Here is a 25,905-nt window from a genome sequence, read left to right on the forward strand (position 1 = left end):
AAACTAACCTGCCTTCATCTGGCTGCACTATATGCGCGAGGTTACCCTGTTTTCTTTTTCTTTCCTGCACGGTCGCTCCAGCGGGACTCCGTCACCCCACTCTCAGAAACAAGAGCCTTCTAGCGGGACCATCTCCCGACGGAAAACCCTGCTAGCTGGGTTGGGCGGCGGTGTAATCTCTCTTGCTCCCCACACGGTTCTGGCACGCTCTGCACGTAAACACGCGGTTGCGCATACAGACGCCGCCCTAAGGGTTCTGACATTCTCGGGCAAGATTTGTGAGACACAGAAAAAAATCCTTTTTGCCGGATATACGCGTCAGACACATCATCGCATCATAACTTCCGGGTGGGACGGATCTCTCACCGCTCTTCAGCAGCAGGAAAAAACCAATCCCAAACATTGGGCTGCCGTCATGATGGAAAATAGCAGTCTGGCGCTAGGTGGCAGCGCAGGCTTGCTTGCCCCTTTACCGGAAGATGCCGCAGAACCTAACTATTCAACCAGCATTGATTATGCCATTGCGTGGGATAGCTCACGTTTTGATACGCCCCCCAACTGGGGTGACTTTTGGGATGTTGCCCGCCACCCGGGGCGCCGCAGCTTACGACGTGACCCACGCACAACCTTGGAAATTGCCCTGCTGGCTGATGGTGTACCATCTGAAATGGTGTACCGCACACTCAATACCCAAGACGGGTTAATGCGCGCCTTCCGAAAACTGGATCAGTTGCGCCCTTACATTGTGTGGTGGTCCACCCCGGAAGAAGCCGGACAGATTTTAAAAAGTGGCGGTGCCCTGATGGGACTGGCCCCCACAGGAGAAATGCTGAACACAACCGTAGGAGACACCAAACGGTTTGGCATATGCTGGCAGCAACGCCTGCAGATACGCTATGGATGGGGGGTGCCTCATAGCTCCGCCTCCACCGCTGCCGCACTCAGTTTTGTATCATGGCTTGATCAGGCACAGCAGCAACAGGCTTTTTCCAATGCATGGCCATCTCTGCCTTCCATGAGAGATATGGCCGTAGATAACAACTTACGCCACCTGGCGGCTCCGCTTGTTGTTGATGATATCTTTTGGATAAATCACTTAAACATCATTGCAGAACATTTTGAACAATGGGCGCTTCGCAAGTGATCCCTTCTCTCATGCACATCGCGTTGCCTTATTCTTTTTTGTGGGGATTTGTCAGCATAAGTATGACAAGCATATTTCTGATGTTTGTTCTGCTTATTCTGGCATTTGCCACACATGCTGGGCGTATTTTTTATATTTCATTCTTTATGCTGTTTATTCCTACATCAGTTCTGGGTATTTTCCTGCCCGTTATCACCAACGCATCCTATACTCCTTTTTTACAGGGCGCTTTAAGCTTGCCTCTACTTGCCCTCTGGCCGCTGGCTAAACTTCAAACCCTACCAGAAGCATGGGGACCAACAGCGCATGAGCTAGGAGCCAACCGCAGCACCTGCCTACGGCTCATTATCTGGCCTCTTCTTAAAAAACCTTTATTCACAAGCGTTTTTCTCTCCCTCTTTTTTGGCATTGCACAATGACAGAACCTTTTTGGGAAACCACTCCACTTGCAGAAATGAGCACAGAGCAATGGGAAAGCCTGTGCGATGGCTGTGGGCGCTGCTGTTTGCATAAACTGCGTGATGATGACACAGAAGAACTGCATTACACATCCGTTGCATGCCGCCTGCTAGATGTGAAAACCTGCCAATGCACTGACTACGCGCAACGCCACCGTAAAGTGCAAGACTGTATTACCCTGACACCAAAAATGATTCCTGAACTTGATTGGCTGCCACCAGACTGTGCGTATCGCCGCCTTTCAGAAGGTCGAGGCCTGCCACAATGGCACCCATTGCTGACGCATACTGCTGAATCTGTTATCGCTGCCGGTGAATCTGCTGCAGGACGCTGCGTAAGTGAAAGACGTGCAGGTACACTGGAAGACTACATTGTCAGTTGGCCTGGCCTTCCTGCTGAGGAATCTTAGTAAAAATCTTTACCCAGAAAGGATGTTTTCTTGAATTGTAAAGAGAATTCCTCCTGGCCAGACCATGTAATGTTGCAAGGGTATGGTGCTGCAAAAATAATCTGGCACATTTCAACAAAAGCCAAGCGCTGCATCATACGCATTTCTGCAAAAGAACAGGCTGTGCTTGTTACTTTACCAAAAAATTTTCCGCACACACAGGCCTTGGCATTTTTACATAAACAAGCACACTGGATTACAACGCGACTTGAAAAATTAGTACAGACGCCGCGCTTTACAATTGGCTCAAACATTTCCATTCAAGACAAAGATTATCTCATTTGCCATGCGCCTGATCGCAAAGGAGGTGCATGGCTAGAAAATGAGTGCCTTTTTGTAAGTGGAGATCCCTCTTTTCTTGCCCGCCGGGTAGAAGACTTTCTCAAACAATACGCAACCAAAGTTCTCGCTGAAGAAATACACCAGATGGCCCAAACTGTCGGGCTACACCCTACACGCCTGGATATTCGTGACACATCAAGCCGCTGGGGCAGTTGTTCTTCTTCTGGGCGTATCATGTTGTCTTGGCGGCTCGTAATGGCACCATTTTTTGTACGCCATTATTTGATTGCCCATGAATTAAGCCATCTACAGCATATGAACCATAGTCTCCAATTCTGGAAAATGGTTGACACATTAACCCCTCATAGACAGCAAGCAGAAAGTTGGCTGCGACATTTTGGGGCTATTTTACAGGCTGTTCGATAAACATCCTGTTGCAGTTCTTGCCGACCATGCTAAAACGCTTCCAACTACTTTAGATGCACCCATTGCACCTACGCGAACTTGGCGGAATGGTAGACGCAGGAGACTTAAAATCTCCAGCCCGTAAAGGGCGTGCGGGTTCGAGTCCCGCAGTTCGCACCACTAACCTCTTGAAATATAACAGTAAAATAAGAATTTGACGGGTCTGCGGGATTTTCCCGTTTGTCTTCCCAGAATGGGAAACGCAGATGCTCCGACTCATTGGCTCACACTACCACTTCCGCCGTGCCATCCCGCAGGACCTCAAAGCCCTTCTGGGCCGGTCTGAAATCTCCCTCTCCCTGCGCACCGATAAAAAGTTGATCGTCCGCGAAAGAGCTGCTGATCTGTATGCGCGTACAGGCGACTTCTTTCATAAGGCCCGGACTTTGGACGAACAGGCTTCCCCTACTTTTCTGCAAGAGCTTCTGGCCTTGCAAACCCAGATGATCCGGGATCAGGAAACCACTCTCTCCCTCGCAGAAGAGTGCCACGCACTGGAGCAAAAGGCTGAGAAAGCCCGTCATGCGATGGAGATGCTGGCACAGGTTCAAAAAGAAAGCGCCTTCCTCCAACAGAGCAGGGATCACCTTGCTGCCATACAGACGCGACTGGAATCTCTCAGCCAGCGCCTCAAAACAGGCTCAGCCGTAAGCACTAAAGAGAAAGAAATGCTTCGGGGGGAGGCAAACCGACTTGCAGCTATGATTGTGGATATTCGCAGCAATCAGGCACTGGCCCAGCAGGCTGGAAACCTTCCGGCATCATCTCCCCCCCTCTTGAGGAAGTGGACGCAGAAGAAAAGCCTGCCCCAGCTAAACCGTCCTCTCCTCGCCTGTCTGTCATGGCCGAAAAATTCATCTATTCAGACACCACCAAAAGCCCCGACACGCTCAAAGCCACTCGTAAGACCATTGATCTGTTTATTGAGGCCTTCGGCGACAAACCCATTCGACACATCACGGGCACGGTGGCCGGTGAGTTCTTCGACCTTCTGTCCTCCCTGCCCGCTACGCATGGCAAAGGAAAAACTGTTCTCCCCTTACGCATGGTGATCGCTCAGGCACAGGAGCAGGGACAAGAAACTGTCAGCGGGAAAACAGTCAAAAACCACTTCTCACGCATGTCTTCACTCTGGAGCCATCTTGTCCAGCGTGATCTTGTAGACAAGAACCCATGGGCAGGCATTATTACCATAGGCATGTTCACCGGTATGAGGCTGGGTGAAATCTGCAACTTGCGAAGACAGGACATTGAGGTCATCGACGCGGATTTCTTCTGTGGTTACCGTCCGTTATGCAAGAGTTTTCTGACCAATATTGACGTGTGATCGTGTGCGGTCTTCTGTAATGCCTGTTGATGTGGCCTTTCAGAAGCCACTGGCCGGTATGGTGATCAGCGGATCAGATCCAAATCTCACAGGCGTGCTTTAAAGCACAGAGAAATCCACTGGTTTTTCCGATCCGGATCAAACGATCATGCGCCCATTCAGGTCATCGCCCTCTCACACCCCTACCGGTTCCATCCGCGGGAGCCGAGCCATCGCTCAGGCTGCCAGGGACAGGGCCGGATCCCGATAATCCTCCTGTTTTGTTGCCATGGCCCAGATGGCTCGTGCCATCCTGTTGGCCAGCGCAATGGCTACCAGCATACGGGGCTTGCGGGCCAGCATCCGTGCCAGCCAGCTTCCCGGTGCAGGGGCCTTACGGCTGGCCCAGTTCACCTGGGTCATGGCGCCCATGATGAGAAGCCTGCGGATATCAGCCTGCCCGGCTTTTGATATCTTCCCCAGCCTTTCCTTTCCGCCAGATGAGAACTGACGGGGCACCAGCCCCAGCCACGCAGCAAAGTCGCGCCCGCGCCGGAAGCTCTGCAGGTCAGGCGCAAAAGCTTCAATCGCAAGAGCGGTCAGAGGACCCACTCCAGGCATGCTCTGCAATCTGCAGGTGTTTTCACTTTCCTGGGCAAGCATCCTGATCTTCTTTGTTCTGACATCAATCCGCACACTCTGCTCCGAAATCTGTCGCAGCAGATCAAGGCATTCCTGCTTCACAGCCTCTGGCAGAACCGCCTCATCCAGCATGGTTTCAATGTGTCTGATATGCGCAATCCCCTGTGGCACGACGAGACCGAATTCATACAGAACGGCACGCAGGGCATTCACCAGTTCCGTGCGCTGGTGCACCAGACGCTGCCGGGCCCGGAAAAGAACGCCACGCGCCTGCTGCGCTTCAGTGCGTGGTTCGACAAAGCGCATTTCCGGCTGCCGGGCCGCAATGACGATCGCTTCCGCATCAGCAGCATCGTTCTTCTGGCGCTTCACGAAAGGCTTCACATACTGCGGAGCGATCAGTCTGACCTCGTGACCAGCTCCTGCCAGTTCGCGAGCCCAGTAATGCGCGCTCCCGCACGCTTCAAGAACGACCAGAGCAGGCGGCTGCGTGGCCATGAACTGCATAAACTGCTGACGACGCAGCTTTTTGCGAAACATCACCTCGCCCGCACGCGAAGCTCCATGAACCTGGAAAATGTTCTTTGCCAGATCAACGCCTATCACTGTATCCTTCATCTGCCGTCCTTTCGCGCAGTCGTTTCTTCCAACGACCATTCTGGCACATTGCGATGCCGTGCGGGGAGGACGGCAACCACCCCATCTCACACTTGAGGCAATTTCGGGTCATTTTGTAGAATTCAGTCATCCCACAGGAGCCCGATCTGGAATATTGACGATATTCTGCTTCTGGCGGCGGGTTCTGAACGCAGTGAGGGTGTCACGGCCTGAGAAGGCAGTGTTGGTGGAAGCTATGTGGTCTGTGCACTGTCTGTTTCTTCAGATGGCCTGCCGGAGCCTTCGCAATCGTGCATGAGCGAGGGCGAATTCGTGCTGACAGGGGAACATGTCCGGCATGAACAGGACAATCCGACGGACGCTGAGCGTTACACGTGTCGCGATTTTGAGCAGTCGTGCGCGTATGGTGCCACAGGTCGCCGTCTCCAGGCTGGTCTGGCCAAGGGCCAGTCTTTGCAGAGCGGTCAGCAGGACATAGGCTGCGGCCGAGAACCACAGCCGGAGCTGGTTGGCCCGGATGGTGTGGGACGAGGTCCTGTCTGAGAACAGATCCATCTGGCATTCCTTGATGCGGTTTTCCATATCCCCGCGTGCGCAGTAAATCTGTTCGTAGAGATGGCGAGGGTCGGACATTCCCTGCGGTAGCGTGGTGACAATGAAGCGATGATAGCGGTTGCCGTGGCGCCATTCGGCCTTGGCCACGACCCGCCTGCGGCGCGTCCAGCTGTCCTTTGTGATCCAGTCAAAGGAGGCAAAGCCGCGCGCAGCTCTGCCTGTCGTGGCGGCTTCGTCACGAACCTCAGCGGACAAAGAGGCAATCCGGTCATACAGGCGGGTGTTGCCTGCAAGCCCGAACAGGAAGTCAACGTGGTTGTCTTCGCACCATGTCATCAGACTGTCCCGGGCGAAACCGCTGTCCCCACGCACCAGGATACGCACCCGAGGCCAACGGCTCCTGATCTGCTCCACGATCCGGCGGATGTCTGCCAGTGCTTCCTTCCCCGGGTCCCTGTCTGCCGTGCGCAGGGTAGCGCTGAGGAGATGGTCCCCGCAGAAGACATACAGGGGAAGATAGCAGTTATGGCCGTAATATCCATGAAAGGCGCGGCCTTCCTGATGGCCATGGATACGGTCATCGGTGGCATCCACATCCAGAACGATCCGGGCAGGTGCGTGCTCATGCTGGTCAAGGAAGAGCGTGACGAACAGGGTAGCCAGGGCCTCATGATCAGCAATGATGCGACAGTAACGATCTGCCTTGTGCCCACTGCGCTCCAACCGGTTCAGTGTAGATTTGCCAGCCAATGCTGCGCAGTTTGCCCGGCCTCCTGACAGACGACCCGAGGCCAGACCAAAGATCAGGTCATGCCGCAGGGCATCGTGATCATTGAGATCTTCATAGCCCAGTGCCAGGCCCATGATCCGCTGACGGACAAGGTCTTCAACCCGGTATTCCACAAAGCCGGGATGCCGCTTATCGCGAAAACAGGCAGCAAAGCGGCGGCTGAGACCCAGAATGTCATCAGCCTGCTTCACCAGAATGACGCCCCCATCCGAACTCATGCGACCCCCGTCAAAACGGGCCACAACACGCCGTCCACAGGAGGCTGGAAACTCATACGCGCCTGCGCTACACTCTGTCTGCATCGGGTTTTCTTGATGATTATGGAAATTTCTTTTGTGCAAAACAGACTTTTTCATAATCTAACCCGATGTACAACCCTTCTGTGAGATTTCCGCGTCGACACTATTCCTTGCTTCCATGTCAGACCACATACGGAAGATAACTGGTCACCCAAAACGGCAGCGGGAACACGGATCATTCCCATTCACTCCAACCTGCTCAGAATGGAAGGGCTGAATCTGCTTGAGAACAGTGATGAAAAATACCTCTTTCCTGATCTGACTGTTTCAGCATCAGGTGAACGAGGAGATAACTTTGCCAGATCATTTTCAAAACACAAAAAACGCCTTGGCCTGCCAGACGCGGTGACATTCCATTCTTTCCGTCATACGGTCCCTTTGGAGCCAATCAGATAACCTGAAAGCCTTTCGGATAGCTTTGGTCGAGCATGGTCTGACCATGCGTGAAGGGGACCGGAGAGACAGACGGCCCGGAGCGCATATCATTGAAAATCAGGACGGAAAACTGATTGGCAGCTTTATCCGCCTGACAAAAGTCAGGGTAGCCGAGTTCAGGAAACTTCTTGCAGAAGAGCAGCAACAGACTGTTAGCAAGCCGGAGATGGATATCAAGAGCACCCATCTGCCAATCCGCCGGACAACCGCAGACTTTTACAATGAATACCCTATCCCCAAAGCCTCTGACACCCTGCCAGTCCTCAGCAAACGCCACGTTACCAAACGTCCTCAAATGAACAAATGGCAAACCGAACTCTGGCTTAAGCGCATGTCCGAGGTTAATACGCCAGCGACAGAGCCACACCTCCCCGAACCCCCTCTCCGTATCATAAGGGCCGAAGAGGCGCGTTTCCACCGTAAAATCAGAGACGCCATTGCTCTGCAACAAGCCATTCTTGACCAGCAGGCTCCGGAAACAGGCTGGGCTGCTCTGGAACGGGATGCCACTCTTGCGAAATGGCACAAGCAGCTCACGCCCTACCAGAGGCAGCTCAGAGACAGCTTTAACCGTTATCATTCGGCAAAACAGGCGTGGACGAGGGCTCAAAAAAGCGTCTGGCTTCGTATGAACGGAAAGAGCAGACGCCTCGAAAAGATTTGTGACCGGCTTTTACTGGAATTTCTGGAAGTTCTCCGCTTTGTCGTGCAAACGCTGCTGCATATTGTCGGGCTGCGCTCAACACCAGCCACACCACTCCGGAGCAGTGTGACAGAAAATGACAGACCGGCCCTTGAAGCGTTCCGCAAGAGGCATGATGCCGAATTCTCAGCCATGGCCGATCAGGCAACGCTTAATGTCTGGCTTTCATCCCGTTTTGACAGACTGGTCGACGCCAGAGCTCAACGGATCCAGCAGTGGAATATGGTACACCAACCCGAAAAAGATAGTGCCCGTCAGGAAATTAAGCGACTGTCCACTTTACTCACCCGGAAGCCAATATCTTCGAAGCGCCAGGTCGCTATAAAACAACATCCTTCCAGCACACCAGCATTCTTACCGTCTTGTGGTTCTTCATGACCGTTGCTCCTTTAAACAGTCACGAAAGCTGAGCCGTAATGATACCTGCTATATGCGTAAGGAAAAAAATAGCTGTTATCGGGACACGCGGTTAGCGATCATATCATCTGCGTAAGTTATCGACTTTAGTGCCTCGCCTCAAGCAACTAATTCGGCACGATTGTGGCCCTATCCGTAATGAGGAAGCTTATGCGAACCCTTTTACGTCACGCACGAAGGGAATTATTGCTTGTTTACTCATTTTTTGCAGCAGACAGGCAGCTTTGAGAGGCGATGTAAATAGTCAGCTATCAAGAAGAGATGACCGAAAGCCAGCATTGGTAGTTTATAATTCATGGAAGATTACAACCAGATTATTTTATTCCAAGATGACTTGGACAATGATATTTTTTCCTGAAACCAAACATTCACGCTGTATGAAAACACCGGGCCACAATGCATTCATGCCATTCATTCAGAGCCTTCGTTCAAGTGCTCTAAAGCAGCATTAAGTAGACCCAAACCACCCTTCAACAACCAATTCAAATTGCGATGCTGACTTACCAGAAACCTTAGTCAGAAAAGGGATAGAAATTTTCGTTTTCAGAACGGAAGATACGCATTCCATGGCCAGCTTTCAATTTGCGTGCTACGGCGTGTCGTCAGTTAAGCCCTGAGAGTGGCACGTGAGGGTTGTACTTTGTGTCTGCGTGTGCTGACTGTTTTCCCATTTTTTGGGGAGACAGACAGATGCGGCGCTATAGTTTACGCGATGACCAGTGGGAGCGGATAAAGGATCTTCTTCCTGGTCGAGAAGGCTATGTCGGCGGCACTGCGGTGAACAACCGTCTGTTCGTGGAGGCGGTGCTGTATCGCTATCGCGCGGGTATTCCATGGCGCGACCTTCCTGCCCGTTTCGGTGACTGGAAAAACGTGCACCGGCGTCTGCGCCGCTGGTGTGAAAGCGGCGTCATCGAACGGATATTTCGTTATCTGGCCGCTGATTACGACAACGAATACATGATGATCGACAGCACAATTGTCCGAGCGCATCAGCATAGTGCCGGAGCTCTCAAAAAAGGGGCACGGATCAGGCCATCGGACGATCACGAGGCGGGCTAACTACAAAGATCCATGCCATCTGCGACGCTCTGGGCAATCCAGTGGAACTCGGCATCACACCGGGACAGGATGCCGATATCACCCAGGCAGAACCACTTCTGGAAAACATCGAACCGGATGCTTTCCTTGCTGACAAGGCGTATGACGCGGACAGGTTGATCGATCGGCTGATACAGCGCGGGATTACCCCGGTCATCCCGCCAAAACGCAACAGAACGACACGACGGAAAACCGATTTTTCTCTCTATCGCGAACGGAACCTTGTTGAGAGGTTCTTCAATAAACTCAAGCAGTTTCGCGCTATCGCAACCCGCTACGATAAACTGAAATCGACCTTCCTCGCAGCCGTGCAGTTCGCCTCAATCATCATCCTGCTTAACTGACGACACGCCGTAATAAAATATGGATTAACCTGAAAAATGGCCACTCCATAGGTTTAACTATTGATGGTGTATCGAAGCACGGCAATGCCTTGGTTGTTGGCGATGATGGCAACCTGATTTATGAGGTCTGCTTCTTGCGTGGAAGTATGATCCGCACTCCTAAAGGAGATGTTGCTGTCGAAAACCTTCTGACTGGTGATGAAGTTATTGCCTATGACAGCAACACCCAACAGAAAATCACACGCCCAGTGGTATGGGTAGGAAAAGCTCAATGCAGCGTTCGTTCTCATTTACCTGATGATGAAGCTGGGTATCCTGTACGTGTGTGCAAAAATGCTATTGCAGATGGCGTACCTTATAAGGATATGCTGATTACTGCCGAACACTGCTTGTTCTTTGATGGTAAATTTGTGCCCGCGCGTATGCTGGTAAATGGAGTTTCCATTTTTTACGATAAATCCATCACTTCTTACGATTACTACCACGTGGAAACTGCGCAGCACTCTGTCATAACTGCTGATGGCATGCTGACAGAAAGTTATCTGGATACAGGGAACCGCCGTGTGTTCCATCAGGAAGGAACAGTGATCCCTTTTGGTAGCACTCGTCGTGATTGGGAAAAAGATGCCGCAGCACCTTTATGCGTGGATCGTGCTTTTGTTGAACCCTTGTTCCACAAACTAGCAGCACGCAATAATTTTTCCGAAACGCCCATAACATCTTCTGAACGCACAGATGATCCGTATCTGCATCTCATAACAGACAACGAAACCATGCTCCGTCCTATCCGGCAGGATGGGAAGCGCTACAACTTCATGCTCCCAGCCAATACACATTCCGTACGCATTGTTTCGCGTGCCAACCGTCCAGCAGACGTTATCGGGCCATTTGTAGATGACCGTCGTCTTATGGGTGTTGCTGTGAGCGATGTGCTTTTGCTGTCGGCACAACAACAACATAAAATCACGGCTCATCTTCAGGCCCAAAAACCAGATGGTTGGCATGATACCGATTGGACTGATTGTGCATGGACCAATGGTAACGCTGAACTCCCTTTGGAGGGCTATCTCTCCCCCGGCAATATTGGCATCTTGTCTATCACTCTTCGTGCGGCTGGTCCCTTTTTGATCAATCATCAAAACGTGGATACCAAACGTTCTGCCTGATAAACTGGCGTAATAATTCTTTCAAACAGGCTCTACTTTGTATGTGGAGCCTGTTTGTTATTGCGGCATTGCCGCCCATAAACTCTAAAGCAGGCTGCAAAAGCAAAACCTTAAATAAAAAGGCTGCATCTCTTAGCGCGCTGCAGCCTCTTCCGCATAACTGTATTATTTTGGCATCACTCTCCATCCATATTTATGCATATACAGATTTATGTACCAATATATATAGACAAACTGATATCAGGCCCGGCAAAAGAGGCTCACCCCTTTAATTTTACTTTAACCCCGGACCTGCCAGATCTATGCACGATCGTTTCCATACTTTTTGCGCCGCCGGAACGTTTGGCGCCCTTTTGTTGACAACCTCGGCACTGGCTGCAACGCCTGCTTCTACAAACCTGCCTACAGGCAATAAACAAACTGCCATCAAAACAGCCGCACCCAAAAAACAGGCCACCGCAGCCCCTATTGCGGGGATACTGGATGGCTCCAATGGTGAAACCGTGAATGTTCATGGTCACCATGCCGCAGATGGCACCGCCGCCAAATACATGAACAAAATTGTTTATCTTGGTCCATTAGGTAACCGAGATACTCTGGATACACCCTATTCTGTTATGGGTGTTCCGCATGATGTTGTGGTAAACCAGCAGATCCGCAACCTCAATGATATGGCGCAATATCTTCCATCCGTGCAGCTGGAAGTTCGCGGGGACCCCAACACATCTCGCCCTCAATCCCGTGGGTTTGAAGCTGATGTTATCTCCAACTCTCGCCTTGATGGTCTAAACGTTGTTGCCACCACACCTTATGCGGCAGAATGGGTAGATAACCTGCAGGTTCTTAACGGCTTGGCTGGCGCAATGTATGGACCAGAAAACCCAGCCGGTGTTTTTGAATACACTCTGAAACGCCCGACAGATCGGCGTACTGAACGCCTTTCCGTTGGTGTGGATTCCATCGGCACGCCAACTGTGAATGGTGATATTTCTGGGCGTTTAGGCCGAAACGGCTGGTTTGGTTACCGCCTGAACATGCTGCATGCTAATGGCACGGCTTATACACAAGGCAGTATGGTCCGCCGCGAAATGGTTAGCGGTGATTTTGATATCCACCTTGATGACAAGACGGTTATCGAAATTGATGCCAGCCACTACACTTTTGACCAGCGCGGCACTGCGCCCGGGTTTGGCATTCTTGCAACCGGCGTAGGCGGAGATAAGCTTCCTGAAGCGCCGGATCTCAGCAAGCGGCTTGCTCCTGAATGGAGCGGCTACAATATGGAAACCAATACGTTTCTTGCCAAAATCAAGCACCAGATCAACAAGGATTGGAGCTTCACGCTGGGCGGGCTGTACCAGGATGCCGCCAGACAATCCTTTGGCGTAGCAGATACGCTGTGCGATGGCAGTAAAACCTGTGGCGGTCTGAGAGGCAGCGATGGCTGGTTCAGCTCCAAAGCAACAGCCACAACGACGGCGAATGATTTCCGTGTAGGCAGTAACATGGCCTATTTTAACGGACGTGTTCACACTGGCCCCTTGCAGCATGATCTGGTGATTGGCACCAACGGCTACATGATGGGCAATTACAACCCTACAGGAGCTGTAACAAGCGCGCAGAACCTGGGGGTATATAACCTTTACGGCGCCTCCCCCTCCAAGGGCACACAGCCTTATTATCATGGGCGCTATAAATCCAGCAGTGTCACCAGCCAGTCTTTTATTATTGGTGACACCATGCGCATTAACAAACATTGGTCTGTTATGGGCACCCTTGCCTGGAGCTGGATCAATCAGGAAAGTGCGCTTAATTCCAAAACACCTCTGAGAAAAACATTTGATACATCAGCAGCTTTCAGCCCGACAGCCAGCGTGATGTATAAACCAACAGATAACCAGACCATCTATTTCACTTATGGTCGTTCTGTTGAAGCTGGGCCTGTTACCCCTAACAGTGCAAGCTACACCAATACCAACATGGCGCTGCCCATTGCGCATTCTGAAGAATATGAAGTGGGTTATAAACTGCGTTATAAAACAATGCAGTTTAACGTTGCCGGTTTCCGTATGACATCACCTTACGCAATGTATGTTGCCGCACGGAATCCAAACGCTGGCTGCGCGGCCATGACCAACTGCCAGACCTATCAATATGGCGGCACGCAGCGGAACTATGGTGTGGAAGCCCAGATTTCTGGCGAAGTCCTACCTAACCTTTCTGTACTTGCTGGCATGACATGGTTGGATGCAGAACTGGTGCATGCTGCATCTTCCTCACTGAACAATAAGGAAATTGTTGGCGCAGCACCTTTGCAGGCCAATATGTTGCTGGATTACCGCCTACCAGCTTCCATGGGATCATTCGCATCTGGCTGGGCTTTTAATGCCAATGTTCATTACATGGGCAACCGTGCAGCAAATGTTACCAACACACTCCATACCGGATCCTACACCACGTTGGATCTAGGCACGCGCTACGCCTTCCATGTGGCGCAGTTTCCATGGGTTGTGCGTTTTGGGGTAAGCAACGCAACCAATGAACGCTACTGGGCCTCTGTTTATACAGGCGCACCAAGTGGTACATCTGGTGCTGCATCCAGCTTGTATGCAGGGTTGCCACGTGTTTATCACTTCACTTTCTCTGCGGAGTTCTGATACTTTTTCCGCATAAACAAACGCACGGAAAATAGAGCCAACATGCGCGTTACCAATAGGTTGATAACTCCGCTGGTTCTATTTTCCATCTGCATCAGTTTTTTCATATTCAGAAATATAGAAGGCTTTGGCGGCCTGCCTTTTAGCGATGAATCCGGACACTTTTTAGGTGTTCTCGCCATGCAACATGGTGATCGGCTTTATCGGGACTATATTGATGCGCATGGGCCTCTTGTTTTCATGCTTTCGTGGATACTTGGCCCTGTAGCTGGTGTTTCATACCTCTGGGTTTTCCGGTTTGTTTCTACCTTTATGGCCAGCCTTGCCGGGCTGGCCATTTTTTGTACACCTCTTTTTACTTTTAATTGGCAGCGTTATCTGGCCACTGCCATGTGGCTGGGAAGTATTGCCTCTGTATGGACTGTACAAGGCCTTAACCTGGATAGTTATTGGCCCATTGGTGGTGCATTAACTGTTATCAGTATGGCTACTTTTGTGGTGCCACTGTGCCTTAACAGACCGGTCTCTATGTCTCAGGCTTTTTGCGGTGGTTTTGCTACAGCGCTTTTACCTTTTGCGGCTTATGCATTTGGCCCACTTGCTCTGTTCTTTTACGTTATTCCGTGTGTGATTGGTGTATTTAGTCATGCAACTTATAGAGAAACTATAAAAGGAGTTACACTGGGAGGCTTTTGCGCCTTTTTGGTAATGACCTTATGGCTCATTCTCTATGGTGATATTGGAGGCATGATTGCTTTCCATATTATCGCCAACCAGAAATGGTACGCGCATTACATACCTTTTGGCGTAGATGCCTTTTTACATGGCATGGAGCTTTCCTTTACGCCCGCTCGCATTATAGAAACCCTGGCTGTCATCACCATCGGTCTTGGTAGTATTCTTCTTGTTTGGAAAAGCACCTATAAGATTTGTGCCCTTCTGGCTCTCTGCGGCCTCATGACACTTCAGATACGAGGCATGGATGGCTTTCAAAATGGGGCTTTCCTTATGGCTGCTTTTGCTTTGGCAAGCTTGATGATCTCAGCTTGCTTAAAAAATCATCCTCATATTTTATCGCTCTTGGCATGCGGCAGCATTGGAGGAATATTTCTATCCTCCCAACACGCCCTTTCCTCCCCTTGGGGGCAAACACTGGAGCAAAGACGCGCCACCGGATGGCGCTTGACGCAAAATGACTCTGTTGATTTTGCCAGAACCATTCGTACCTATACGCGCCCCGATGAACGGATTTTAGCTGTTCCGTATAGCCCTGATGTGTATCTACTGGCCCACCGTTTACCCATAAAGAAATATCATGCGTATCTTCCGTGGGAGGCCGATTACGCCGCCCACCCGTGGCATGGATATGATCGAGATTTATGCGTTGATTTACCTAAAAATAAACCTCCAGCCATTTATTTTGATAGCTGGATTATCTGGGGTGTGCATGATCCAAAAAAGTTCATGTCCTGCGTGGTTAATCTTCTACGCACAGACTATACACCCATGCCTGCGGGATCTTCCGTCTATATCAGGAATGATCGTCTGCCCCACTCCCCATCCTGACACATAAATAATGCCTTATTAAATTTTATACCGGTGTTTTGTTTAACTTTATAAATTCAAAAATAAAAATACTAAAAAGCGTTATTATACAGCCTGTTGGCCTAGAAATAATGATTTAATTTTGGGTGCCCCTCAGTTTATCCTTGCATTCCTTGTGTTTTGCGCACATTGATAGCGCAAGCGGATGCTTTTATCTGAGTCATCGGCGCATGTTGCGTCAGTTTTTCTCCTTAAAAGTTATGATTTCGTGTGTATTTTGTGCACGACCGCTGTTGTAAAAAAGGAGCCTTGTTATGGCAACAGGCACCGTAAAATGGTTTAACCCCACAAAGGGTTTTGGTTTCATTCAGCCGGACAATGGGGGACAGGACGCGTTCGTTCATATCTCTGAGCTTGAGCGCGCCGGTATGCATACCCTTACCGAAGGTCAGCAGGTTTCTTACGAGCTTGAAGCTGGCCGTAACGGCAAGACATCTGCAGTAAGCATTAAAGCAATCTAATTGCTTTAAGCTGCATATGATGCTGTAAAAAGCCGCCCTTTGGGGCGGCTTTTTATTTGCAATTTTGTATTATCCTTTTTCCTTCCAGCCACCGCCCAATGACCGGTAAAGCGTGACCAGATTTTGATATCTGAGTACATCTACCGAAATTTGATTTTGCTGTGCCTGTAAATAAGAACGCTGCGATTCCAGAGTTGTTAAGTAGGAATCTATTCCTGCCTCATAACGCATTTTGGCAAGACGATAAGCATCTCCCGAAGCATTTACCAAGGCATCCACTTCTTTCTGCTCATCCAGATATGCCTTTCTGCCAGCCAGCGCATCGGCTACTTCCCGAAATGCTGTCTGCACTGTTTTTTCATACGTCGTAATTTTGCTATCCCGGCGCGCTTTGGAGGCTTTCAGGTTTCCTGAATTCTGCCCCCATGTCCACAAGGGAATCTGGATGTTTGGGTTAACACCCCAAGTGGTTGCCGCAGATGTAAACAGCTTATGAAACTGCAAGCTGGAAATACCATCACTCGCCGTAAGTGTAATACGCGGGAAAAACGCAGCACGTGCCGCACCAATATCCGCCTGCGCAGACAATAGGTCATGTTCAGCCTGCACAATATCCGGCCGACGGTTTAACAGATCCGATGGCAAACCAGCAGGCACATCTGCCAGAACAGTTTGCTGCCCCAAATCAGAAGGTGGTGGTAAATCTGCAGGAATAGGCGCACCTATCAGCAAGCTGATAAGGTTTTCATCCTGCTCCACCTTTCTTTGAGAATCAGCCAGCAAACCAGCACTTTGCGCAACCTGCGTTTCTGACTGCCGAACAGTCAGTAAATCAGCTTCTCCGTGGTTATATTTATCCTGAATCAGCTGCAATGTGCTTTTCTGGCTGCTTAAGGTATTCTGCGCCAATGCAACAGCCTGCCTATCACCCAACCATGCGATATAGGCATTAGCAACCTGTGCAATAATACTGATGGTAACACCACGCAGGTTTTCACGCTGGGCAAGTGTTTCTTCCGCTGCTTCCCGGCTCAGGGAGCGAATACGGCCAAAGATATCAATTTCGTAAGCCGAAAACCCAATACCGCCCTGATAAAAACGGAACGGATCACGCGCCATACCATTGCTGGTTTTATCGGTATCCAACCCCGGGGCAAAGCTCAAACCCGCAGCATCAGATGGGGCCTGATACATTGGCCCACCCGTTGCCCCAATGCTGGGGAATAGGCCAGCATGCTGGATATCATAACGCCCTTGGGCTTCTACAATGCTGGCCGCAGCCTGCCTGATATCTCTGTTTTCACGCAGAGCAATGGTAATCAGCTGTTGCAAACGCGGGTCTATAAAAAAGTCCCGCCAGCCAATATCGGATGCTGCTTTTTGCAGCATGACATTATCTGTGTGCTGATAATCTGCCCATGTTTGTGCAAGCGGCGGCTGTGGCCGCTTGTATTTGGGTATCATGGTGCAGCCACCCAAAAGCCCGACAGACACTGCAAAACATGCAACCTGACGATACAAACGCGACTGACGTGATACGGAAAAATGCGTCATAGTTTTACTCGTGTCCGTCAGAATTCATAATCTGGGCGTGCGGGTCTGTGCGTTCGCTTATGCGCTTCACCTTGAAAAGCCGAAGAACAACCACAAAGAACACAGGCACAAAATAGACAGCCAGCAACGTTGCTGATGCCATGCCCCCCACCACGGCCGTGCCAATGGCAACACGCGCAGCAGACCCAGCACCAGATGCAATAGCCAGTGGAAATACGCCCACCACAAAGGCAATAGATGTCATCAAAATCGGGCGCAAACGTTCACGTGCAGCAGTGAGAACGGACTCTTCCAAGGATTTGCCTTGTTCAAAACCCATTTTGGCAAACTCAACAATCAGAATGGCGTTCTTAACTGCCAACCCAACCGTTGTAAGGAGCCCCACCTGGAAATAGACGTCATTCGCCAAGCCACGCATCAACGTGGCAATAATTGCGCCCACAACCCCTAACGGAATAACCAGCAGAACCGCCAGCGGAATAGCCCAACTTTCGTACAACGCTGCCAGACACAACAGAATAACAATCATGGCCAGAGCATAAAGTGGACCTGTAGAAGACCCCGATGCATTCTGCTCGAAAGAGAGACCAGTCCACTCATACCCAATACCTGCGGGCAGCTTTTTCAGGATATTGGTAATTGTTGCCAATGCCTGCCCGGAACTATACCCCTCAGCGGGTTGGCCCAAAATTTCAAAAGCATTGAAGCTGTTATAGTTTTCAACCTTCTGCGGGCCAGAAATCCAGTGGGCGCTTACAAAGGCATTCAGCGGCACCAATGTGTTCGTAAAGTTACGTATATACCATTTATCCAGATCCTGCGGCTGCATGCGAGAGCTGGCAACACCTTGGATGTATACCTGTTTCACACGGTCATTCCGCGTAAACTGGTTCACGTAAATAGAGCCCAACGCCCCTTCAATAGTGGTATTGATATCATCAATTGTCACACCAAGGGCATTTGCTTTTTCCCGGTCAATATCCAGATGATACTGGCCAGCATCTTCCATGCCATTGGGGCGCACTGCCAGCAGGCTAGGGTCTTGCGCCGCCATACCCAACACCATGTTGCGGGCTTCCAGAAGTTTTTGATGGCCCAAATGTGCACGGTCTTCCAACTCAAGGTCAAAGCCCGTTGCGTTACCCAACTCCAGAACGGCTGGCGGGTTAAAGGCCAGAATCTGCGCTTTGGGGCTCCCCCAGAAATGCATCATAATCCGCATGGCAATTGCAGCAGAAGATTGCGATGCCTTGGGACGGACAGACCAATCTTTCAGGCGGATAAAGAACGCACCAGAGTTCTGGCCCTGCCCGGCAAAGTTAAACCCGTTTACAGAATAAACGGATTCAACAGAATCAGCTTCCGTCTTCAGAATATAATCTGCAACAGCGTGGTTAATCTCGGCTGTTTTTTCCATAGGGGCATTGGGCGGCATAGTGATCTGCCCAAAAATCAGCCCTTGATCTTCATCTGGCAAAAAGCCACCGGGCACCCGTAGGAACAAAACCACCACTACGGCTGTAATAAGAACAAAAGCCCCCATTGCCAGCATAAAGTGCCGCAGAAGATAGTTTACACCACCCAGATACCCATTGGTTAACCTTGCAAAGTTACGGTTAAACCACCCTGCCAAACCTTTGGTTTTTTCATGCTGCCCCGGCTTGAGCATAGTGGCGCACAGCGCTGGCGTAAGAACCATAGCCACCAGCACGGAAAGCCACATGGCCGAAACAATAGTAATGGAGAACTGCCGGTAAATAACCCCAACAGACCCAGAAAACGCAGCCATGGGCAGGAACACGGCAGACAGAACCAGCACAATGCCCACAAGCGCGCCCGAAATTTCATCCATGGAAACACGGGCAGCCTCACGCGGGGAAAGCTGCTTTTCCGTCATCACACGCTCAACATTTTCCACCACCACAATGGCATCATCCACCAGCAAACCAACAGCCAGCACCATGGCCAGCATGGTAAGTGTATTGATGGAATAGCCCAGCACATTCAGCAAACCGAACGTACCCAGCAACACAACGGGCACCGCAATGGTGGGAATAAGCGTGGCGCGGAAGTTCTGCAAAAACACCAGCATGACCAAAAAGACCAGACCAATGGCTTCCAGCAGTGTTTCAACCACTTCCTCAATAGAAAGGGTAATAAACGGTTCGGTATCCAGCGGATAAACAGTTTTCAAACCCGGTGGGAAAAACTGTTCCAGCTCATGCAACTGGGCACGCACTGCGGCTTCTGTTGCAATCTGGTTTGCGCCCGGCGCGAGTTTAAGCGCCATGCCCGAAGCTGGCATATTATTATAATAGGAATTGGTATTGTACGTCTGTGGGCCAAGCTCAACCTTGGCAATATCGCGGATACGCACCTGCGAGCCATCAGGCTGCACTTTCAGCAGAATTCTTTCAAACTCTTCCGGTGATGTCAGACGCTGCGGGCCAATAATGGTGGCATCCAGCCGGATACCCTTGGTTGCCGGCAAACCGCCAAGTTCACCAGATGAAAGCTGGATGTTCTGGGTTTGAATGGCTGTTTCAACATCTCTTACCGTCAGGCCATAGTTAAACAGCTTGGCCGGATCCATCCAGATACGCATGGAGTATTCAGAACCAAACAGCGTATGGTCACCCACGCCGGAAACACGGCTGAGCGGGTCTGAAATATTGGACGCCACGTAATCGGCAATATCGCCACCGTTCATGCTGCCATCGGTGGAGATAAAGGCCACCACGAGCATGAAGTTCTTAACAGCTTTGGTAATGCTCAAACCCTGAGCAGTAACTTCCGTTGGCAGTTTGGGCTGCGCAAGCTGGAGCTTGTTTTGCACCTGCACCTGCGCAATGTCCGGATCTGTTCCCTGCGCAAAGGTCAGGTCAATTTCCATCTGACCAGACGCGTAGGACTGAGCCGAAATATATTCCAGATGATCCAGCCCAAACATCTGCTGCAAGATCGGGCGCACCACAGTATCGTTCACCGTATCAGCCGAAGCACCCGGATACGTTACACTGATAGCAATTTGCGGCGGCGCAATGCTGGGGTACTGGGAAATAGGCAGCCGAAAAATAGACAGCCCCCCAACCAGCATAATAATAAGACTGATCACCCACGCAAAAATTGGCCGATCAATAAAGAAGCGTGAAAGGCTCATGCTGGTTACTGGCTCTTTTGAGAGTTCTGATCTGCGGGGCTGGCGGCATTGGCTGCTGGTTGTGGGGCTTCTTCGTGCGGATCAACCTTGGCGCCGGGCATTACTTTTTGCAGCCCTTCCACAACAATGCGTTCGCCTTCCTTCAGCCCAGATGTCACAATCCAATTGGTACCAACGGTTTGCCCTGTCGTGATCTGGCGTAGATCCACCGTGTTATCGGGTTTAACAACCCATACCTGAGGATCACCATGTGTATTCCGTATTACGGCATCCTGCGGCACCATAAGGGCTGCGGGGTCTATCCCTTCATCCAATTGGGCATGCACATACATACCGGGCAGCAACAGCTTATCTGGGTTGGGCATAATGGCACGTACAATAACAGTGGCCGTAGCCGTATCCACATTCACTTCAGAAAGCGCCATCTGGCCTGTGTGTTCATAGACAGAGCCATCTTCCAGCGTGACCCTTACCGGAACTTTACCATCTTCCTGCCGTTGAATACGTCCTTCTGCCAGTTCACGCTTAAGGCGCAGCAACGTGATGGCAGGCAAATTGACGTCAACATATATAGGGTCCAGCCGCGTGATAATGGCCGTATTGTCTGTCTGGTTTGCTGTTACCAGCGCACCAACGGTTATCAGCGTACGGCTGATCCGGCCAGAAATGGGCGCATACATCTTTGTATAGCCCAGATTCACCTGTGCGCTTTCTACCTGCCCCTGTGCGTTCAGAATGCGCCCTTGCGCTTCCTTTTCCGCTGCCACGGCATCATCGTAATCCTGCTGGCTAATGGCATGAGACTGCACAAGCCCGCGATAGCGATTCAGTTTGGCGCGCGCTGTAACTTCGGCTGCCTGGGCTTCTGCCAGTTGCCCACGTGCCGTGTCATACACCGCCTTATAACGTGAAGGATCAATCTGGTACAACTGCTGGCCAACAACAACATCCGCACCTTCACGGAACAGGCGCTTTTCAATAACACCTGTAACCTGTGGGCGAACCTGTGCAATTTCAAAAGCATCCGTACGACCAGGAAGAGTGGTATGCACCGCAACAGGCTGCTTTTTCATAACCTGAATCTGCACACTTTGCGGTGGCATTTCAGGGGTAGATGCCTTCTGATCGCATCCTGACAGCCCTATGAGCACACCCACAACAGCAGCATGGGTTAAACTACTGACTTCCCGCTTCATATGGGAATCCTTTTAAGAAATTTTGAAATAATCGTTGCTCCAACATTTGCAGATACTGTTTTAAAATAACATCTTACTCACCCTGTACCTGCAAAAAACCATATGTTTTACCTGAACAATGCAAACCATTCAGAATACAATTCAAAGCCGCACAAACAAGATCATTTTAGTCCTGTTTCTTGCATAAATCTGCGGCTTGTCAAACACTATATTCATATCTGGCTTGCCTGAAACGCAACAATGCTACCGGGCTCTAGGAACTTCCGGCATAGCAGTCTGCATCTTGTCGTGTCATGATCACTTTTGCGTGATTATATGCCTTTGCACGACAGTACATGCAAGGCTTGAGATGCATTTACATTCTCATTTACGCGAGAATAAAAATTAAAAACAAAAAGTGTTATAACGCTTGGAATATGCCCAAACGTTATAACACAGCACTAAACGTACCAATAAAATATAATCTAACAATACGTTACTGTATAATATTTGGCAGCATTAAAAATCTGACTGTGGTTTGCGCGAAAAGGCCATGAAAAGGCATGTAATAACCGCGATAAACCCAACATAGATGAAAAATATTGACAGATTATAATAGATAACTGCCACAAGTGAGATAATGGCCCCCAGCAACGCAATTGCAGGCAAAACCGGATACAACGGTGCCCGATACGGGCGAGACAAAGCGGGCTCTTTCAGACGCAAGCGAAACAGGCTGATCATGCTCAGCAGATACATGGTCAAAGCACCAAACACAGACATAGTTACCAATGTGGCCGTTAAGGACTGCCCATTGATAGAGATAATGTCATCTGAAAAAATCGCTGCAATTCCGATGCTGCCACCAGCCAACGTGGCCGTATAAGGCGTTTTGAAACGTGGATGCAGTTTACCCAATACAGCAGGCAGAAACCCAGCACGTGCCAATGCAAAGATCTGCCGACCATACCCCATGATGATACCATGCAAAGACGCAACCAGACCAAACAGTCCCAGCCACACCAACATATGCAACCAGCCGCTGTTGCTGCCCACTACGGCCTTCATGGCCTGAGGCAAAGGGTCATTCAGATTGGCAAGAGTATGCCAATCCCCCACACCGCCAGCAAAAAGCATGACACCAAATGCCAATGAAACAAGGGTAAGCACACCCGCAATATATGCAATAGGGATAGAGCGGCGCGGATCTTTTGCCTCCTCTGCCGCCATGGCAACGCCTTCGATGGCTAGAAAGAACCAGATTGCAAATGGAACGGCTGCAAAAATACCGCCCATAGCTTCCCAGCCAAAATGAGGTGCAACACCCCAGCCATTCTGAAGAAAGTTGTGCCATGAAAACGCAGGAGCTACGACCCCCATAAACACAAGAAGCTCGATAATAGCTGCAATTGTCACAAACAGTTCAAATGTCGCAGCAATATGTACCCCCACAATATTCAGTGTCATGAACACCAAATATGCCCCCAATGCCGCAACTTTTGGAGAAAGATGTGGAAACTGCACATTCAGATACGCACCAATAGCCAACGCAATAGCCGGTGGTGCAAAAATAAATTCCACCAATGTGGCAAGCCCAGCCAACAAACCACCCCAGCGCCCTAATGCCCGAAAACTATAGGCAAATGGCCCACCAGCGTGCGGAATGGCGCAGGTAAGTTCTGTAAAACTAAAGATAAACGCTGTGTACATAACGGCCACAAAAACTGTGGCTACCAAAAACCCTAAAGTTCCAGCCGTGCCCCAGCCATAGCTCCAGCCAAAATACTCGCCGGAAATAACCAGACCAACAGCAATACCCCATAAATGGAACGTGCTGAGAGATTTATTGAGATGCGTTGAACCCTCGCCCATGCTTCAGTACATCCTTTTGTATCAGAGAATTATCAAGAAATTTTCGGTGTATTTTCGATTATTCCATTCTCTGGGGAAGAATCTTTCAAACCAATTCCTGTTTCTTTCAAACGCATGGCTTCCTGCATCAACCAGGTAAGTTTATCGGCCGCAGCAGACGTTGAAAGACCATATGAATGAATATTTGACAGACAGTTTCTGGAAGAATCTGGACAGCCCACATAAGGTGCGTATGTCAGATACACTCCCATACTGTCAGCCACACTTAGACCGGGGCGCTCCCCAATCATCATGACAACAATTTTTGCACCCATTTTCTGGGCAATTTCATCACCCAGAGCTACCCGGCTTTGCGTTGCCACAACCAAAGGTGCAATACGCCACCCAACCAACCGCTTGCACATAACCCTATACAGCGGCAGGGCTTCCTTTTGCGTTGCAATAGAAGATAGTCCATCTGCAGCAACAAACACCACATCCCATTGCCCATGAGGCAAAGCCTCAAGTGATGCAGCATTCAGCCTGCGCCCCAGATCTGGACGGCGCAAATACGTTTGCCTATCTTGCGCTTGGCTAGAAACGCAAATCACAGGCACATCTTCCATTTCTGCCTGTAAATGCGCAACATCCAAAGGAATATGCACAGCATCCCGTGCTTTGGAATGAGATTTCTGAAACGCCAAAACATCTTTTGTGCACTGTGCATTTCCAGAACGCTTTAAACCAATTCTGGCCCGCGTGAACTGCCGCAAATCCTGCCAGTCATCACGCTTTTCCAATGGTGCTGAACCTGTAGAAAGCAGCTTTTTATCTGTCATGCTGCACCTACCAACTGCCCTAGTCTGGTTTGTCCCGGTGCAATTTCTTTCATGCGGTTGTACTTGCTATCGTACAGTTCCATTTTCTCCAGCCATGCCGCAAATTCTGGAGCAGGTTTTAAACCCAACAAATTGCGCAGTGTCAGAATGTCATGAAAAGAAAGGCTTTGATAATTCAGCATCACATCATCAGCACCTGGCACACCTATCAGAAAGGTAATACCCGCTGTGCCAAGAAGCACCATCAAATTATCCATATCATCCTGATCGGCTTCAGCATGGTTGGTGTAACAGGCATCACACCCCATTGGTACACCTAACAGCTTGGCACAGAAATGATCTTCCAAACCGGCGCGGATAATCTGCTTTCCATCATACAGATATTCAGGGCCGATAAATCCAACAACTGTGTTTACCAGTAAGGGATTATACGCACGGGCCACTGCATAGGCGCGTGCTTCTGCTGTTTGCTGATCCATACCATGATGCGCGTTAGCTGAAAGAGCCGCACCCTGGCCTGTTTCAAAATACATGACATTCTGGCCAACCGTGCCACGCTTAAGCCCTACCGCAGCATCTTGCGCTTCTGCCAGAATAGAAAGATTGATGCCAAACCCTTCATTTGCCTTTTGTGTACCCGCAATAGATTGAAAAACCAGATCTACCGCCCCGCCCTTATTCATGATTTCCAATGTATTGGTCACATGCGTCAGCACACAAGTTTGGGTAGGAATATCATAACGCTGGCGCGCATGATCCAACATGTCCAATAAGGCCATGCCATTTGCAACACTATCTGTAGCCGGGTTAATGCCAATAACGGCATCCCCCATACCGTACAGCAGACCATCCAGCGTGGATGCCGCAATGCCTTTAAGATCATCCGTAGGATGATTAGGTTGCAAGCGGGAAGACAAACATCCTTCCAAACCAATGGTATTTCTAAAACCCGTGATGACACGAATTTTGCGCGCAACACTCATTAAGTCCTGATTACGCATCAACTTGCTAACCGCCGCAGCCATTTCTGGCGTAATGCCCGGAGCAACAGCCGCCAGTGTTGCGGTATTAGTTTCATGCGAGAGCAGCCAATCCCGAAACTGCCCGACTGTCATATGTGCTAGCGGCGCAAAGGCTGCCTTATCATGCGTATCCATAATAAGGCGCGTCACTTCATCTTCCTCATACGGAACGAGTGCGACATCCAAAAAGGTCTGCAACGGCAGATCAGCCAAGGCATAGCGCGCTGCAATGCGCTGCACATCCGACTGTGCCGCAACACCAGACAACTGGTCCCCAGATCGCTCGGACGATGCTACTGCCAGCAACGTTTTCAGATCATCGAAGCTGTATGTTTCACCCCCCAGAGTGCAACGATACACCATTGAAGGAACTCCTTAGCTACGCGCGAAAGAGATGTGATTCACTT

Annotated in this window: 18 protein-coding genes, 1 tRNA gene and 2 pseudogenes; 13 read left to right on the plus strand and 8 right to left on the minus strand. The window is 50.2% G+C overall.

From position 1 onward, the window contains the following. Positions 1-31: 31 nt before the first annotated feature. The 7 genes and pseudogenes from ABNV41_RS13020 to ABNV41_RS13050 all read left to right on the plus strand — a co-directional run bounded on the left by ABNV41_RS13020 (position 32) and on the right by ABNV41_RS13050 (position 4,125). A complete protein-coding gene (locus ABNV41_RS13020; protein WP_050819042.1) occupies positions 32-1,144 on the plus strand; it encodes an extracellular solute-binding protein in 1,113 nt (370 codons plus the stop codon). Then, the gene (locus tag ABNV41_RS13025) at positions 1,126-1,563 is read left to right on the plus strand and encodes a hypothetical protein (RefSeq protein WP_050819041.1); all 438 of its coding nucleotides are present in this window, start codon (positions 1,126-1,128) and stop codon (positions 1,561-1,563) included. The genes ABNV41_RS13020 and ABNV41_RS13025 overlap by 19 nt, the downstream gene beginning before the upstream one ends. Continuing rightward, the gene (locus ABNV41_RS13030) at positions 1,560-2,012 is read left to right on the plus strand and encodes a YcgN family cysteine cluster protein (protein WP_349934788.1); all 453 of its coding nucleotides are present in this window, start codon (positions 1,560-1,562) and stop codon (positions 2,010-2,012) included. The genes ABNV41_RS13025 and ABNV41_RS13030 overlap by 4 nt, the downstream gene beginning before the upstream one ends. A gap of 69 nt (positions 2,013-2,081) precedes the next feature. Then, complete coding sequence (locus ABNV41_RS13035; RefSeq protein WP_050819039.1) at positions 2,082-2,759, plus strand: M48 family metallopeptidase; 678 nt, start codon at positions 2,082-2,084, stop codon at positions 2,757-2,759. Between the two features lie 72 nt (positions 2,760-2,831). Further along, positions 2,832-2,918: transfer RNA gene (locus ABNV41_RS13040), tRNA-Leu, on the plus strand. A gap of 86 nt (positions 2,919-3,004) precedes the next feature. Continuing rightward, a pseudogene (locus ABNV41_RS13045) lies at positions 3,005-3,124 on the plus strand (DUF6538 domain-containing protein); the annotation flags it as partial. Between the two features lie 458 nt (positions 3,125-3,582). Beyond that, positions 3,583-4,125 carry a hypothetical protein gene (locus ABNV41_RS13050; protein WP_050819037.1) on the plus strand — a complete coding sequence of 181 codons (543 nt, stop codon included), beginning with the start codon at positions 3,583-3,585 and terminating at the stop codon, positions 4,123-4,125. A 216-nt stretch (positions 4,126-4,341) separates the two neighbouring features. On the opposite strand, the gene ABNV41_RS13055 is transcribed toward ABNV41_RS13050, so the two are convergent. Next, a complete protein-coding gene (locus tag ABNV41_RS13055; protein WP_050818395.1) occupies positions 4,342-5,364 on the minus strand; it encodes an IS110 family transposase in 1,023 nt (340 codons plus the stop codon). Positions 5,365-5,625: 261 nt separating this feature from the next. After that, entirely contained in the window at positions 5,626-7,011 is a 1,386-nt protein-coding gene (locus tag ABNV41_RS13060; RefSeq protein ID WP_088364685.1) for an IS1380-like element IS1380A family transposase, read from the minus strand. 436 nt (positions 7,012-7,447) lie between these two features. On the opposite strand from ABNV41_RS13060, the gene ABNV41_RS13065 reads away from it, so the two are divergent. The 6 genes and pseudogenes from ABNV41_RS13065 to ABNV41_RS13090 all read left to right on the plus strand — a co-directional run bounded on the left by ABNV41_RS13065 (position 7,448) and on the right by ABNV41_RS13090 (position 15,897). Further along, positions 7,448-8,524, plus strand: coding sequence for a hypothetical protein (locus ABNV41_RS13065; RefSeq protein WP_050819036.1), 1,077 nt, complete (start codon positions 7,448-7,450; stop codon positions 8,522-8,524). 729 nt (positions 8,525-9,253) lie between these two features. Next, positions 9,254-10,008, plus strand: a protein-coding gene (locus ABNV41_RS13070; RefSeq protein ID WP_087651418.1) for an IS5 family transposase whose coding sequence is annotated in 2 segments (ribosomal slippage) — positions 9,254-9,593 and positions 9,593-10,008 — 756 coding nt in all. Because the reading frame shifts where the segments join, the coding sequence is not laid out codon by codon here. Between the two features lie 11 nt (positions 10,009-10,019). Beyond that, positions 10,020-11,174, plus strand: a pseudogene (locus ABNV41_RS13075) (Hint domain-containing protein); the annotation flags it as partial. Positions 11,175-11,476: 302 nt separating this feature from the next. Continuing rightward, positions 11,477-13,831 carry a TonB-dependent siderophore receptor gene (locus tag ABNV41_RS13080; protein ID WP_050819034.1) on the plus strand — a complete coding sequence of 785 codons (2,355 nt, stop codon included), beginning with the start codon at positions 11,477-11,479 and terminating at the stop codon, positions 13,829-13,831. A gap of 180 nt (positions 13,832-14,011) precedes the next feature. Beyond that, positions 14,012-15,397: a hypothetical protein gene (locus ABNV41_RS13085; protein WP_230844606.1), complete on the plus strand. Its 1,386-nt coding sequence runs from the start codon at positions 14,012-14,014 to the stop codon at positions 15,395-15,397. 293 nt (positions 15,398-15,690) lie between these two features. Next, a complete protein-coding gene (locus tag ABNV41_RS13090; RefSeq protein ID WP_003623691.1) occupies positions 15,691-15,897 on the plus strand; it encodes a cold-shock protein in 207 nt (68 codons plus the stop codon). Positions 15,898-15,966: 69 nt separating this feature from the next. Here the strand turns inward: ABNV41_RS13090 and ABNV41_RS13095 are convergent, their stop codons facing one another. The 6 genes from ABNV41_RS13095 to ABNV41_RS13120 form a co-directional block, all read right to left on the minus strand. After that, positions 15,967-17,451 (minus strand): efflux transporter outer membrane subunit, encoded by a 1,485-nt coding sequence (locus ABNV41_RS13095; protein WP_050819032.1) that lies wholly within the window; start codon positions 17,449-17,451, stop codon positions 15,967-15,969. Positions 17,452-17,455: 4 nt separating this feature from the next. Further along, positions 17,456-20,611, minus strand: coding sequence for an efflux RND transporter permease subunit (locus tag ABNV41_RS13100; protein ID WP_050819031.1), 3,156 nt, complete (start codon positions 20,609-20,611; stop codon positions 17,456-17,458). Positions 20,612-20,616: 5 nt separating this feature from the next. Continuing rightward, a complete protein-coding gene (locus ABNV41_RS13105) occupies positions 20,617-21,807 on the minus strand; it encodes an efflux RND transporter periplasmic adaptor subunit (protein WP_050819030.1) in 1,191 nt (396 codons plus the stop codon). 498 nt (positions 21,808-22,305) lie between these two features. After that, positions 22,306-23,658, minus strand: coding sequence for an ethanolamine permease (eat, locus tag ABNV41_RS13110; protein ID WP_050819029.1), 1,353 nt, complete (start codon positions 23,656-23,658; stop codon positions 22,306-22,308). Positions 23,659-23,690: 32 nt separating this feature from the next. Further along, entirely contained in the window at positions 23,691-24,476 is a 786-nt protein-coding gene (gene eutC, locus ABNV41_RS13115; protein WP_050819028.1) for an ethanolamine ammonia-lyase subunit EutC, read from the minus strand. Next, complete coding sequence (locus ABNV41_RS13120) at positions 24,473-25,861, minus strand: ethanolamine ammonia-lyase subunit EutB (RefSeq protein ID WP_050819027.1); 1,389 nt, start codon at positions 25,859-25,861, stop codon at positions 24,473-24,475. Before ABNV41_RS13120 ends, eutC begins: the two co-directional genes overlap by 4 nt. Positions 25,862-25,905 lie beyond the last annotated feature (44 nt).

Origin of the sequence: Acetobacter sp. A11-2, from assembly GCF_040208445.1 — a bacterium.
GTDB classification, from domain to species: Bacteria; Pseudomonadota; Alphaproteobacteria; order Acetobacterales; family Acetobacteraceae; genus Acetobacter; species Acetobacter oryzoeni.